Annotated in this window: 8 protein-coding genes; 2 read left to right on the plus strand and 6 right to left on the minus strand. The window is 36.3% G+C overall.

Annotation, left to right across the window (positions count from 1 at the left end; genetic code table 11):
• Positions 1–14 precede the first annotated feature (14 nt).
• Complete coding sequence (locus BLQ66_RS05165) at positions 15–1772, plus strand: Rqc2 family fibronectin-binding protein (protein ID WP_074521243.1); 1758 nt, start codon at positions 15–17, stop codon at positions 1770–1772.
• 126 nt (positions 1773–1898) lie between these two features.
• Here the strand turns inward: BLQ66_RS05165 and BLQ66_RS05170 are convergent, their stop codons facing one another.
• From BLQ66_RS05170 to BLQ66_RS05190, 5 genes are all read right to left on the minus strand, one after another.
• Positions 1899–3110: a hypothetical protein gene (locus tag BLQ66_RS05170; RefSeq protein WP_074521244.1), complete on the minus strand. Its 1212-nt coding sequence runs from the start codon at positions 3108–3110 to the stop codon at positions 1899–1901.
• 179 nt (positions 3111–3289) lie between these two features.
• A complete protein-coding gene (tyrS, locus tag BLQ66_RS05175) occupies positions 3290–4513 on the minus strand; it encodes a tyrosine--tRNA ligase (RefSeq protein WP_074521245.1) in 1224 nt (407 codons plus the stop codon).
• 481 nt (positions 4514–4994) lie between these two features.
• Positions 4995–5513 (minus strand): VanZ family protein, encoded by a 519-nt coding sequence (locus BLQ66_RS05180; protein WP_074521246.1) that lies wholly within the window; start codon positions 5511–5513, stop codon positions 4995–4997.
• Complete coding sequence (pyk, locus tag BLQ66_RS05185) at positions 5513–6943, minus strand: pyruvate kinase (RefSeq protein WP_074521247.1); 1431 nt, start codon at positions 6941–6943, stop codon at positions 5513–5515. Before pyk ends, BLQ66_RS05180 begins: the two co-directional genes overlap by 1 nt.
• A gap of 110 nt (positions 6944–7053) precedes the next feature.
• The gene (locus BLQ66_RS05190) at positions 7054–8019 is read right to left on the minus strand and encodes a PHD finger domain-containing protein (RefSeq protein ID WP_074521248.1); all 966 of its coding nucleotides are present in this window, start codon (positions 8017–8019) and stop codon (positions 7054–7056) included.
• 329 nt (positions 8020–8348) lie between these two features.
• On the opposite strand from BLQ66_RS05190, the gene BLQ66_RS05195 reads away from it, so the two are divergent.
• Positions 8349–12590 (plus strand): acyl-CoA dehydratase activase-related protein, encoded by a 4242-nt coding sequence (locus BLQ66_RS05195; RefSeq protein ID WP_074521249.1) that lies wholly within the window; start codon positions 8349–8351, stop codon positions 12588–12590.
• Between the two features lie 1438 nt (positions 12591–14028).
• Here BLQ66_RS05195 and BLQ66_RS05200 read toward each other — a convergent pair.
• Complete coding sequence (locus BLQ66_RS05200; RefSeq protein ID WP_027430661.1) at positions 14029–15048, minus strand: GGGtGRT protein; 1020 nt, start codon at positions 15046–15048, stop codon at positions 14029–14031.
• Between the last annotated feature and the right edge of the window lie 8 nt (positions 15049–15056).

The raw sequence follows: 15056 nt of genomic DNA on the forward strand, positions 1-15056 counted from the left end.
AAGGAGGCAAAATAATGGCATTCGACGGAATTGTAATTTCAAATATTGTTGATCAATTAAACAAAACCATTAAAAATGGTCGATTATATAAAATCGCTCAGCCGGAAAACGACGAGCTTTTTCTTACAGTAAAAACTTCTGAGGGTCAGTACAGACTGCTTTTATCCGCAAATCCTACTCTTCCTCTTTGCTATCTTGCAAAGGATAATAAGACAAGCCCTATAAAAGCGCCTAATTTCTGTATGTTACTTAGAAAGCATCTAAACAATGGTCGTATTATTTCAATCACTCAGCCAGAATTTGAAAGAATTATTGATATTGAAATCGAGCACCTTGACGAGCTTGGTGACCTTTGTAGAAAGCACTTAATTACTGAGTTTATGGGCAAGCACAGTAACATTATCCTAGTTAATGAGGACAATATGATTCTTGATAGTATCCGCCACGTATCCGCTCAGATGAGTTCCGTGCGTGAGGTTCTACCGGGTCGCCCATATTTTATAACTAACACTAACAACAAGTTAAACCCTGTTGCGACCACTAAGGATGAGTTTTTTGAAAATGTATTCTCAAAGGCACAACCTATCTCTAAAGCAATTTATCAAACCTACACCGGTTTTTCTAGCCTTGCAGGCGAAGAACTTTGCATAAGAGCTAAGATTGATAGCCAGCTTCCAGCGAATTGTTTGGAAAATGCAGACAAAGAGGCGATTTTTGACACATTTTCAAAATTACTTACTGATATTAAGGCAGACAACTACAAGCCTAACATAGTCTTTTCAAACAACATTCCTAAGGAATTCTGGGCTTTTGAGCTTGAGATGTTTTCAGGTTCTAATAAGACGAGTGATATTGCCATTTCAAATTATGAGTCAATTAGTGATTTGATTCGTGATTTTTATAAGAAGAAGGAAATCTATACTAGAATTCATCAAAAATCTGCGGATTTAAGACGAATTGTCACTACTATTTTGGAGCGTGACATTAAGAAGTTAGATATTCAGGAGCGACAGTTAAAGGACACTGAAAAGAAGGAAAAATATAAGATTTACGGCGAGCTACTATCTGCCTATAGCTATGATGTAACTAGCGGAGATGAGAGCTACACTTGTAACAATTACTACGATAACAGCGAAATCACTATCCCACTTGATAAAGATTTATCTGCTATTGAAAATGCTAACAAGTATTTTGCAAAGTATAACAAGTTAAAGAGAACTTACGAGGCCACAACTGTACTTATAAAGGAAGTTAGCGCAGACATTAACTATCTTGAGTCTGTTCTTAATTCTCTTGAAATTGCAGTTAGCGAGGAGGATTTAAATCAGATTAAGGAAGAGCTTCACGAAACAGGCTATATAAAGTCTTCTAAGAAGAAAAATTCTAAAAAGATTTCAAGTAAGCCACTTCACTACATTTCTTCTGATGGTTTTGACATCTATGTTGGTAAGAATAACAGTCAGAATGACGAGCTTACTTTTAAGTTTGCCAATGCCAATGACTGGTGGTTTCATGCTAAGCAAATGCCGGGTTCTCACGTAGTTTTAAGAACTAACGGCAAGGAAGTTCCTGATAGAGCTTTCGAAGAGGCAGCAGCTCTTGCGGCCTACTACTCTAAGGGCAGAGAACTTGAAAAGGTAGAAATAGACTACGTTGTAAAGAAGGAAGTTAAAAAGCCAGCTCAGGCAAAACCTGGATATGTTGTCTATTATACAAACTACTCTCTTATTGCAAAATCAGACATTTCTATGTTAAAGGAAGTTGAGGACTAAGTCCTATTTTTACAAAGGAAGGTTAAGTTTTGGGATTCCCAGCAACTTGACCTTCCTAATTTTTATTATTTCTTGTGGACGTAGCTTTTTACTTAGCCAAACAGCATATTTGTCAAGACGCGCTCTCTAATCTTTGCTTTCTCTAGCTTCTCGTCTCTTTCTCTTTCTATACTTATGAATATTAATCATAAGAACTAGGACGATTATGGTGCTTATAATATCTGCCACGCTCCACATAATAAAGTGAATTGCAATACCACTAAAATTTTTAGCAATTATTTGACCAATTAGATTTAAAATGATGTTAATGGTAATTAAAATTAACATCTGAGTTTTGTTGCCCCTGACGCTTATAATGTAGACTAGCATTAGGTTTATATATAGACAGGTAATAAGGAAATTTGCTAAAAAGGCAATGTAGGCAAAATCCACCATGTCGCATATATTCAAATCCGTGGTTACATTTCCAAGAATCACAGGCTTATTAATTATGTTAATTACAATGATTACAATGGAAATTAAAGTCGGTATTAAAACCGAGATAATTCCTGCAATTTTCTTTTTTAGAAACTTATCTGTTATGATTCCAAGGCCAATAATTAGTATTAAAATATAGGAAATTGGCAAACTTAGAATCTTATTATTATCTATATAAAAGGTCCTTAGGTAATTTAAGGAATTCATGCAAGCTAGGTCCTTTTTATTCATAATCATATAGCTTAAATTGTTTCTAAGTACGTCAATTCCCACATATCCATACATGGCAACCATGTAAATACTAGTTCCACTAAGGGCGTTGGCTTTGTTATAAAGTCGTATTTTTTCAATTTTACTAGACTTAACCATGGCCAAACATAGCAGTGACAAAATTATAATAATTATTGGCACAACAAGTAATTTAGGCAATGCCTGCATGGTGACAAAATCGTCTCCATTGATACCTAAAAACAAATTTGTAATCTTTCTATGTACGCTTTTATTTCCCTCTAAGAGTCTAGCAACAATTACAACTACTGCTGTGGCAATGCTTGATAGATTTGCAATAATAGCGATTCTTCCTGCTTTACTAAGCCTAAACAATACTGCGATAAATGCAATAAATACCGCAAGGATTGCAAAGGAAAAGACAAATCTATAAATCATATTAAAAGCCAAGTAATATTGCATATTGTAGAGATTTTTCTCAGCTTCTGTTAATTTGTCAGAATTTAGGCTTATTAGATTTAAAATGTCCTGAAACAAGCCACCACCCAAAAAGCAAAGCAGACAAATAAAATCTAAGCATAACAAAACCATTATAGAGACTAAGCGAATATAAGTTTTTTGCGCCTTATCCATATAAATCCTCTTTTTATTTTTTTATTCACGTCTATTGGTTACAACTATAAATTTAACTATATTATACACTATGCACCTTGCTAAAACAAGAATAACCCCGGAAGAAATGCTTGGCACTCCCACCGGGGTTAGTAAGTTTAAATTCTAGATAAACTAGACTCTTTTTTACATTTTCATAATTATAAGCTAACTCTTACGAAGTTCTTCTTACCCTTCTGAACTACGATTCCTTCGCCTTCAAACTTTTCCTTAGCAAATGTTTCGTTGATATCAGTTACCTTGTTTCCATCAACGCTTACACCACCCTGCTGAATAGCTCTTCTAGCTTCTGAATTAGACTTTACAAGGCCTGTTGCAGCAACTAAAGCGATTGCATTGATTGAACCATCAACAAATACATCTTCTGAAATCTTAGCTTCTGGCATGTTAGCTGCAGCACCTGCACCACTAAAGATAGACTTTGCAGTCTCTTCTGCCTTCTTAGCTTCTTCTTCGCCGTGAACTAACTTTGTAAGCTCAAATGCAAGGATTTCCTTAGCTTTGTTAAGCTGAGCACCTTCCCACTTATCCATCTCATCGATTTCTTCAAGTGGTAAGAATGTAAGCATTCTGATGCACTTAAGAACATCGTTATCGCCTACATTTCTCCAGTACTGGTAGAAGTCGTATGGAGATGTCTTCTCAGGATCAAGCCAAACAGCACCTGAAGCAGTCTTACCCATCTTCTTACCTTCTGAGTTAAGTAAAAGTGTGATTGTCATAGCTGAAGCATCTTCGCCTAACTTTCTTCTAATAAGCTCAGTACCAGCAAGCATGTTAGACCACTGATCGTCGCCACCAAACTCTAAATTACAGCCGTACTTCTGGTATAACATATAGAAGTCATAAGCCTGCATAATCATGTAGTTAAATTCAAGGAATGATAAGCCCTTTTCCATTCTCTGCTTGTAGCATTCTGCACGAAGCATGTTATTTACTGAGAAATGAGCACCTACTTCTCTTAAAACTTCGATGTAGTTTAAGTTCATTAACCAATCAGCATTGTTAACCATTAAAGCCTTGCCATCAGAGAAATCAATGAACTTCTCCATCTGCTTCTTAAAGCAATCGCAGTTGTGCTGAATTGTTTCTGGTGTCATCATCTTTCTCATATCTGTTCTACCAGATGGGTCACCGATCATACCTGTACCACCACCAACTAAGGCAATTGGCTTGTTACCTGCCATCTGAAGTCTCTTCATAAGGCAAAGTGCCATGAAGTGACCAACGTGAAGGCTATCTGCAGTTGGATCAAAACCAATATAGAAAGTAGCCTTACCATTGTTTACTAAATCTCTAATTCTTTCTTCATCTGTTACCTGAGCGATTAAGCCTCTAGCAACTAATTCTTCATAAATACCCATATTTATGAACCTCCTAATTATAATATGATTGTGCCTCAATTATTATAAAAATGAGACTGAAAGGACGAGATTGTATCGCTTCTAAATCGCAATAAAAAAACTCCCATCCTTAATTAAAAGGACGAGAGTGAAATCCCGTGTTACCACCTTTATTCACAAGAAACTCACGCTTCTTGCCTCATCAAGTCTTAGAATCCTTAGATTCCTTAACTCTTAGTACTATAACGTGTACCAATACGTCGCTCCTAGTCTTATAACCTTTATGAAAATGTATCTCATCCTCAAAACAAAAATTATAATTTCAGTTAAACACTCCGGAAGGTATTCAAAACTTGCTTTCCCTAACGCCTCTCATCAACCGGCAATTCTCTGTAGCTTCCACAAATTCCTACTTGTTTCCATCAACGCTTTATATTAAATTCACTTTAAAAGAATATCATAAAAGAATATAATCTTCAAGCCTTATTTAAGGGAATTTGTCTTACTTTAAATCTAGCTCACTAAAGATATTCTTCTCCTTCTTCTTTTCTAAATGATGATGAATTAAGCTTACAATTCCAAGAAATACTAAAGCACCAAAAGTATCAATGCAAACATCAAGGAATCTACCTGCTCTTCCAGGAATAAATAACTGATGTATCTCATCTGAACTTGCCCAAGCTATTGTAATTAATAAACTTAGTATTCTTGCCCATTTAAAGGCAATGCCATCTAGCATAAAAGCTATAAATAAACACATGGTAAGAATGGCATACTCGCCCATGTGAGCACATTTTCTAATAGGAACCTGTAAGTCCTCTATCATGTTAGCTTTAGTATTAGTATCTGTAAACTCTACAAGTCCTAAATTGTCACCCGCTGTCAAAATAACCTCAGCAGCCTTGTTACTTAGACCCTGTGACTCATCACCATTCTGGTTAGAAAAACTAAAAATAGTGATGGCTACAAAAATAGCAGGGAGCCATATAAGCACCCTGCCGCAAATTTTAAATTTATCCATTAAAGAGTAACAACTCTCATTGTGTTAGTTAAACCGCGCTTAGCAGTTGGAGCTGAAGTTGTAGCAATACCTGCTGAAATGATTACTGTATCGCCTTCTTCAATGTATCCAGCCTGTTCAGCAACTTCTACAGCATGCTCAATGATCTTATCTGTATTAGTTTCTGGAGCAGACTTAACTGGTCTAACACCTCTATAAAGCTGCATCTTTCTAAGAACGTTATCATATGGAGAGCATCCAATGATCTCAGCTTCTGGCTTAAGCTTAGATGTTAATCTAGCTGTAAATCCTGAAATTGTTGGGCAAAGGATAGCCTTTGCATTTAAGTTAGCAGCTGTCTGAACTGCTGCGTTACAAACTGCAGAAGATACGTTTCTCTTAGCATGAACGTTAGTTAATTCAGCTTCTCTACCTGCTAAATCAGCTTCTGTTCTTTCTGCAATCTTAGCCATCATTGTAAGAGCTTCTAATGGGTACTTACCGTTAGCAGTCTCACCTGATAACATAACAACGTCTGTACCGTCGTAAATAGCGTTGGCAACATCGTTAACCTCAGCTCTTGTAGGACGTGGGTTTCTAATCATAGAATCAAGCATCTGTGTAGCTGTAATAACTGGCTTATAAGCTGCATTACACTTAGCAATGATTTCCTTCTGAATGTGTGGAACATCTTCAGCTGGAATTTCAACACCCATATCACCACGAGCTACCATGATACCATCAGCAACCTTAATGATTTCATCTAAGTTGTCGATACCTTCAGCATTCTCGATCTTAGCGATAACTGGAATGTCTGAATCATGAGCCCAAAGTAACTGCTTGATTTCCTGGATACAAGCTGCATTACGAACGAATGAAGCTGCAATAAAATCAAATCCCTGTTCAACACCAAAGATAATATCGTCCTTATCCTTGTCTGTGATACCTGGAAGTCTAATTGAAACGTTAGGTACGTTAACACCCTTCTTAGATCCTAACTCACCACCGTTAACTACTGTACAAATAATATCTGTTCCATCAACAACGTCATCAACTCTAAGTTCAATTAAACCGTCATCGATAAGGATTGTGTTACCTGCTACTACATCATGTGGAAGTCCTTCGTATGTGATGCAGTTAATTTCATTAGTTGCTTCTACTTCTTTTGTTGTAAGTGTATACTTCTGTCCAGCTACAAGAGTAACCTTCTTATCACCTGCTACTGCACCTGTTCTGATTTCTGGACCCTTAGTATCAAGAAGTGTTGCGATTGGCTTTCCAATCTCCTCTCTAACGCTCTTAACTAATGCCATACGGCCTGCCTGTTCTTCGTGATCACCATGGGAAAAATTAAATCTAGCTACGTCCATTCCTGCTAATGCTAACTTCTTAATAAGTTCTCTGTCGTTAGTATTAGGACCCATTGTACAAATAATCTTAGTCTTCTTCATACTTTCCTCCGAAATTCTCTAATCTCTAATTCTACTTAAATTTAACCAAAAACATCTGTCATTATAATATAGCATGCGCTATAAATCAAGCATTAATTCCATTTAGACAATTATTTCACGTGCACATGAGTATATAAATGATCCTGACAATACTCATAATTACCATTACACTTTGAACAATATCTAAAGATTAAGTCTCCATCCTTTTCAGTTCTACCGCAAATTGCGCATCTGTGACGTGCTCCACCTGGATTAATTGGTCTGTAACTGTTTGCATCCTCCCAGTTAGTCTTCTCACTATTAGCATTGTAAAAACGCTCGTTAAAAGAAGTCTTATTAAAATTCTTTGTTGCCTTGCGGAAATTCTTTTGTGTCTTACTTTTGCCTGGTCCCTTCTTATATAGAAACATGAAAATAAAGAAGTTAAGCATGGCCACTAAAGCTGCCGTTGCGCTAAACCATTCAAAGCCAAAGTTAAGATACAAGCGCATAAATAATACTGAATTGCCTGTATTATATGCTATTAATGCAGCATATCCACCTATTATTTCGGCTACTAAAAAGATTGCATCTAAAATACCAAGCCATTTAATCTTGATTGGAATAATAAAGAAAAGCAAAACTTCCATATCAGGGAATTCTACAGCAAAGGCCATAAATAGTGCCAAATTAATAAAGTAAGTATTTAGTTCCATACTTACGCCCCAAATCAAGTAAATGATAAGAGCTGCGATTATATTAAGAATAACGCCGCTAAAGAAATAGACATTAAACTTAAAAGAACCCCAGAGTCTTTCTAAACTTGTTCCTATCATGTAATAGAAATATAGGGCAAAAAATATAAAAATAATACTAGTTGAAGGTGGCTGAATGATATAAGTAACAAGTCTCCAAACCTGTCCTCTCATAATCATCTTAAAATTAAGTGAAAGAAAAGTGGAATATAAGTCTATTCCTGTAAGCTGCTGTGAAATATACAAAACATAACCGATGATGTATAAAACAATGATGTAGTTCATAAGGTTAGGAATTGCGTATTTACCGTACTTTCTTTCTAATTTTCTCATAAAATTCATTAGTTTTCACCTCTAGTAATTTTTTATGTCAAATTGTACAGACATTACTATAAATAGTATAAAAAAGACACCCCATCTTTGTCAATTAATCAGATAATTAATTCACATTTTATTTAGCTTAATTTCATAATTTCTAAGATTGTATACAGTTGAAATTTGACTAGCTTTCCACTATAATAAATCAGATTGCATATTTTAGAACTTTTTGCTTTTATATACATTTTCTTTCTTATTAAAATGTATCACAGAATTGTTTACAAATTGTTAAAGGCAATTAAATTATACTTATGCTTTTAAAACTTTTAGGAGGAGGTGCGGAAAATTCCGCAATGAATATGAATAGATATAGACTCGGTATTGATATTGGTTCAACAACAGTTAAGATCGCAATATTAGCTGATAATAACGACATTTTATTTTCTGACTACGAGAGACATTTTGCCAATATCCAAGAAACTCTACAATCTTTGCTTGAAAAGGCTAAAGAAAAGCTAGGTGACTTTGAAGTATATCCAGTAATCACAGGTTCTGGTGGACTTACACTTGCTAAACATTTAGGCGTACCATTCACTCAGGAAGTAGTTGCAGTATCTACTGCCCTTCAAGACTACGCTCCACAATGTGATGTAGCTATTGAACTTGGTGGTGAAGATGCCAAGATTATATATTTTACAAACGGTATTGATCAGAGAATGAACGGTATCTGTGCTGGTGGTACAGGTTCTTTCATCGACCAGATGGCCTCTCTTTTACAGACTGATGCTATGGGGCTTAATGAATACGCTAAGAATTATAAATCTATCTACCCTATCGCAGCTAGATGTGGTGTATTTGCAAAGACTGATATCCAGCCACTTATTAACGAAGGTGCTACAAAGGAAGATTTATCTGTTTCAATTTTCCAGGCCGTAGTAAACCAGACTATTTCAGGTCTTGCACAGGGTAAGCCAATTAGAGGTAACGTTGCCTTCCTTGGTGGCCCACTTCATTTCTTATCAGAGCTTAGACAGTGCTTTATTAGAACTTTAAGCCTTGGACCTGAGAATATCATTGCACCTGACCACTCACATTTATTTGCAGCAGTAGGTTCTGCTATGAATTATGATGAAAATGTTTTCGTGGCCGTAGATGATATTATTACACGTTTAAAAAACAAGGTTCAGTTAGAATTTGAGGTTGCTCGTATGGAACCTCTATTTAAGAACCAGTTAGAATATGATGGATTTACTTTAAGACACAGCGCTCACAAGGTAAAGACTGCCCCACTTGAAAGCTATGAGGGTAATTGTTACTTAGGTGTTGATGCTGGTTCTACAACAACTAAGGTTGCTTTGGTTGATGATGAAGGAAATCTTTTATATTCATTTTACTCAAGCAACAATGGTTCTCCACTTGCTACAACAATTAAGGCTATTAAGGAGATTTACTCTAAGCTTAGTCCAAAGGCTAAGATTGTTAGCTCATGCTCAACAGGTTATGGTGAAGCCCTAATTAAGGCTGCTCTTATGCTTGATGAGGGTGAAGTTGAAACTGTATCTCACTACTATGCCGCTGCTTTCTTTGATCCACAGGTTGACTGTATCATTGATATCGGTGGACAGGATATGAAGTGTATCAAGATTAAGAACCAGACAGTTGATTCCGTTCAGTTAAATGAAGCCTGTTCTTCAGGCTGTGGTTCATTTATTGAAACATTTGCAAAATCACTTAATTACTCAGTTCAGGACTTCGCAAAGGCTGCTCTTTTTGCTAAGTATCCTATTGACCTTGGTACTCGTTGTACAGTTTTCATGAATTCTAAGGTTAAGCAGGCTCAGAAGGAAGGCGCTGAAGTTGCTGATATTTCTGCAGGTTTAGCATACTCTGTAATTAAGAACGCTCTTTATAAGGTTATTAAGATTTCTGATCCAGGTGATTTAGGTAAGCACATCGTTGTTCAGGGTGGTACATTCTACAACAACGCTGTTCTTCGTTCTTTCGAGAAGATCACAGGTGTTCAGGCTATTAGACCTGATATAGCTGGTATTATGGGTGCTTTCGGTGCCGCCCTTATTGCTAGAGAAAGATATGATGGTATTTCAGATTCATCAATGCTTTCAATTGATCAGATCAATAACTTAACTTATGAAACAACTCTTACAAGATGTAAGGGATGTACAAACCAGTGTCATTTAACAATTAATAAGTTCTCTGGTAACAGAAGATTTATCACTGGTAATAGATGTGAAAAGGGACTTGGTAAGGAAAAGAATAAGAATAAGCTTCCTAACCTATTTGATTATAAGTTCCATAGATTATTTGACTACGAGCCACTTAGCGAAGCTGAGGCAACTCGTGGTACAGTTGGTATTCCAAGAGTTCTTAACATGTATGAGAACTACCCATTCTGGTTTACTTTATTTAACGACTTAAAGTATAGAGTTGTTTTATCACCAAGCTCAAACCGTAAGATTTACGAACTTGGTATTGAATCAATTCCTTCAGAATCAGAATGTTATCCTGCTAAGTTAGCTCATGGACATATTTCATGGTTAATCAAGAACAAGGTTAAGTTCATTTGGTATCCATGTATTCCTTACGAGCACAAGGAAATTGAGAATACTAATAATCATTACAACTGCCCTATCGTTACTTCTTATGCTGAAAATATTAAGAATAACGTAGAGGAAATCAAAACTGAAAATATCAACTTTAGAAATCCATTTATGACTTTTGAGAGTAAGGAAATTCTTACAAAGCGTTTAGTTGAAGAATTATCTGATATTCCAGCTAGAGAAGTTAAGAAGGCTGTAAGTCATGCCTGGGATGAATTAATGCAATCTAAGGAAGATGTAAGAAAGAAGGGTGAAGAGGTAATTAAGTATCTTCACGATACTGGAAAGCACGGTATTGTCCTTGCTGGTAGACCTTACCACGTTGACCCTGAAATCAACCACGGTATTCCTGAATTAATTAACTCTTATGGAATTGCCGTATTAACTGAGGATTCAATATCACATTTAGGTAAGGTTGATAGACCACTTGTTGTTATGGATCAGTGGATGTATCATTCAAGACTTTACGCAGCTGCAAGCTATGTAAGAACTGATGATAGCCTTGATTTAATTCAGCTTAACTCATTTGGTTGTGGTCTTGATGCTGTTACAACAGATGCTGTTAATGATATTTTATCTAAGGCAGGTAAGATTTATACTGTCTTAAAGATTGATGAGGTTAATAACCTTGGTGCTGCAAGAATTAGAGTTCGTTCTTTAATTGCTGCCCTTAAGGTTAGAGAACTTCATAACTACAAGAGAAAGGTTGAAAGTGCTGCATTTAACAAGATTGAATTCACTGAAGAGATGCGTAAGAATTACACAATTCTTTGCCCTCAGATGTCACCAATTCACTTTGATTTACTTGCACCAACCCTTAATGCTTGTGGTTACAACTTCGTTGTCCTTGATAACGATAACAAATCAGCCGTAGATGTAGGTTTAAAGTACGTTAATAACGATGCTTGCTACCCTTCTCTTATGGTTGTTGGTCAGATTATGGATGCTGTCCTTTCTGGTAAATATGATATGAAGAAAACTGCTATTATCATCTCTCAGACAGGTGGTGGTTGTAGAGCTTCTAACTATATTGGATTTATTAGAAGAGCCCTTGCTAAGGCTGGCTTAGAATATGTACCTGTTATTTCACTTTCTGCTCAGGGAATTGAAAAGAACTCAGGCTTTACATACACTATTCCAATGCTTAAGAAGGCTATGATGGCTATTGAATATGGCGATGTATTTATGAATGTTGTTTATAGAACAAGACCTTACGAGGCCGTTCCTGGTTCTGTAAATGCACTTCACGATAAGTGGAAGAAGGTTGTTATTGAGCAGTTAACTAAGAAGCGTGTAAATATGAGAGAATTCAACAAGAATCTCCACGCTATTGTAAAGGATTTCGATGAAATTCCATTACTTGACATCAAGAAGCCAAGAGTTGGTATTGTTGGTGAAATCTTAGTTAAGTTCATGCCAGCTGCTAATAACTACTTAGTTGAGTTACTTGAATCTGAGGGTGCTGAGGCCGTAGTTCCAGACTTAATGGGCTTCCTGCTCTACAGTGCAGAGAATACAAACTTTAAGCATCAATACCTTGGTGCTCCAAAAAAGACTGCCCTTATTGGTAACACACTTATTAGCTTCCTTGAATGGTTCAGAAAAGAAGGTAACAAGGCTTTAGCTGCAAGTAAGCGTTTTGATGCTCCATCATCAATTAAAGAAACTGCTAACCTTGCTAAGGACTTAGTTTCTCTTGGTAACCAGACAGGTGAAGGTTGGTTACTTACTGGTGAAATGATTGAATTAATTCACAACGGTGCCGGCAATATCGTTTGCTGTCAGCCATTTGGTTGCTTACCTAACCACATCGTTGGTAAGGGTGTAATTAAGGAATTAAGAGCTGCATTCCCTGAATCTAATATCATCGCAGTTGATTACGATCCAGGTGCTTCTGAAGTTAACCAGCTTAACAGAATTAAGCTTATGCTTTCAACAGCTAATAAAAACCTTAAGAAAGAACAAAAAATTTCATAATAGACTTTAGGAAATTATGACTTTGACTTCTGTTTAACAACTAACCTAATAAGATATTGAAAATCTTTGCAACAAGATATATAATATAACTAATCTATGAATGGAGGTCGTGACAAAATGTTTTTATTATTTTTAGGACCAATTATTGGTGTTTCAATTGCTATAATTGCAAGTGTTGTTTTAGTTTCAGTAATCTCAGGTGTGATTGCTGCTGAAGAAGACGACAATGAATAAAAATGTTAATGAAGACTCTAGCGAAAGCTAGAGTCTTTTTTTATAGGCTTCTGGGCTAAACAGAGAAGCTTATTACTCTCTCCCGATTGGGGTCTAAATTTCCGGGGTTTGTGCCTCTATTCTTGTATTTTCGGGCCTCTAGCCACTACCAGCTTGCTTTCTTTCTGGAACTAAACAAAGAAGCTTATTATTTTTCTCTCCATTGGGACTTAAATTTCCGGGGTTTGTGCCTCTATTACTCATATTACCGGTTAAAAGGCACTACTTTTTAATTTCCATTTTTTTATTAATTCTTCTAAATTGACTTTTTACCATACAATCAATAATTTCAGCCACCTAGCTTAAATCTCGTTTGTGACTTTTTCTAGCACTTATGATTATAAAAGCACATCAGAAAATAGTTAAATTTTTTTACGGTGGCTATACTTACTTAATTCTTAAATTTAGGCACAGGTTTTAAATTTGGATTTCTTGGTCGTTTGACTTTATTTCAACATCTCCTTAAAATAGTCAAATCCTTTCAAATAGAGCTTTTTGAGTTTGTGCCTTAAACTTGTTCGAATACGATTCACAGGCACAAATACGCCGAAATAAGAGGGTTCAAAAAGATTCCACCTCAAAGCCAGATAAAGAAATTAACTCTAACACCGAATTTAGAGGGTTCAAAAAGATTCCACCACAAAACCAGATAAAGAGTCAACACCCCCTAATCTAGTGCTTTTAGAAAACTGACATCTCACCCGGACTCCCCCTCACTCCAAAGCAATAAAAAAACAAGCTCGCTATGACCGGAACACAGCGAACTTGCTTCTTTTAAGTACTTATAAAATTGTAGGTCAAAGACCTATTTGATTTAAATCAACAGATTCCAAAACTCTCATGTCCTTCTAACATGTCGACTTATTAAAACTTCAATCGAGCTTTAAAATCCTTTTATTTATAGATTGTAAAATCTAATATCGACAAACTTAAATACTAATTATATCTAGAATAACTAATATCTAATTGGTGACTGCTAACTGCAATCTTAGTGTTTGAGACTAATCTTGTATTGCTAAAAAGCCTAGTTAGTAATCTTTTTATTTTGTGCCTTGCTTTCATTTTCTAAATGTGATGGATCAGATCACATCTAGAAAAATGATAGCTTAGCTTGAATTTAATTTAAATTATAAATCATAAATTATAAATGTGTGTTCTAATAATCTTAGAACTTACCTGCCTTAGCAGCTTCTTCGATAGAAACGGCAGTTGAAACTGTCATACCTACCATTGGGTTGTTACCAGCACCGATAAGACCCATCATTTCTACGTGGGCAGGAACTGATGAAGAACCAGCGAACTGTGCATCTGAATGCATACGTCCCATAGTATCTGTCATACCATATGAAGCTGGACCTGCAGCCATGTTATCTGGGTGAAGTGTACGTCCTGTACCACCACCTGAAGCTACTGAGAAGTACTTCTTACCAGCTTCAAGTCTTTCCTTCTTATATGTACCAGCTACTGGATGCTGGAATCTTGTTGGGTTTGTAGAGTTACCTGTGATAGAAACATCAACGTTTTCCTTCCACATGATAGCTACACCTTCCTGAACATCGTTAGCGCCGTAGCAGTTAACCTTTGCTCTTGGAGAGTTAGCATCCTTTGAGTAACACTTTCTAAATGCTTCCTTAAGTTCGCCTGTCTTGTAGTCATACTCTGTTTCAACGTATGTGAAACCGTTGATACGAGAAATGATCTGAGCAGCATCCTTACCTAAACCGTTAAGGATAACTCTTAAAGGAGTCTTACGAACCTTATTAGCCTTCTCAGCGATACCGATAGCACCTTCAGCAGCAGCGAATGATTCGTGACCTGCTAAGAATGCGAAACATTCTGTATCTTCTTCAAGAAGCATCTTTCCTAAGTTACCATGTCCTAAACCAACCTTACGACGGTCAGCTACTGAACCTGGGATACAGAAAGCCTGTAAACCTTCACCGATAGCTGCAGCAGCTTCTGAAGCCTTACGGCAATCCTTCTTAATAGCAATAGCAGCACCTACTGTGTAAGCCCACTTTGCGTTCTCAAAACAAATTGGCTGGATACCTTCGATTAAGTGATATACATCGATACCAGCTGCGTCTGTAATTTCCTTACATTCTTCAATTGATGAGATACCATATTCCTTTAAAACAGCGAGGATCTGTGGCTCTCTTCTTTCATATGATTCAAATAATGCCATTTCAATTA

The sequence above is a fragment of the Lachnospira pectinoschiza genome, assembly GCF_900103815.1.
GTDB classification, from domain to species: domain Bacteria; phylum Bacillota; class Clostridia; order Lachnospirales; family Lachnospiraceae; genus Lachnospira; species Lachnospira pectinoschiza_B.

Bases quoted from the DNA above. Each gene is read 5' to 3' on its own strand.
- BLQ66_RS05165 (WP_074521243.1), top strand. From the start codon at position 15: ATGGCATTCGACGGAATTGTAATTTCAAATATTGTTGATCAATTAAAC.
- BLQ66_RS05180 (WP_074521246.1), bottom strand. From the start codon at position 5,513: ATGGATAAATTTAAAATTTGCGGCAGGGTGCTTATATGGCTCCCTGCT.
- pyk (WP_074521247.1), bottom strand. From the start codon at position 6,943: ATGAAGAAGACTAAGATTATTTGTACAATGGGTCCTAATACTAACGAC.
- BLQ66_RS05195 (WP_074521249.1), top strand. From the start codon at position 8,349: ATGAATATGAATAGATATAGACTCGGTATTGATATTGGTTCAACAACA.
- BLQ66_RS05190 (WP_074521248.1), bottom strand. From the start codon at position 8,019: ATGAATTTTATGAGAAAATTAGAAAGAAAGTACGGTAAATACGCAATT.
- BLQ66_RS05170 (WP_074521244.1), bottom strand. From the start codon at position 3,110: ATGGATAAGGCGCAAAAAACTTATATTCGCTTAGTCTCTATAATGGTT.
- tyrS (WP_074521245.1), bottom strand. From the start codon at position 4,513: ATGGGTATTTATGAAGAATTAGTTGCTAGAGGCTTAATCGCTCAGGTA.
- BLQ66_RS05200 (WP_027430661.1), bottom strand. From the start codon at position 15,048: ATGGCATTATTTGAATCATATGAAAGAAGAGAGCCACAGATCCTCGCT.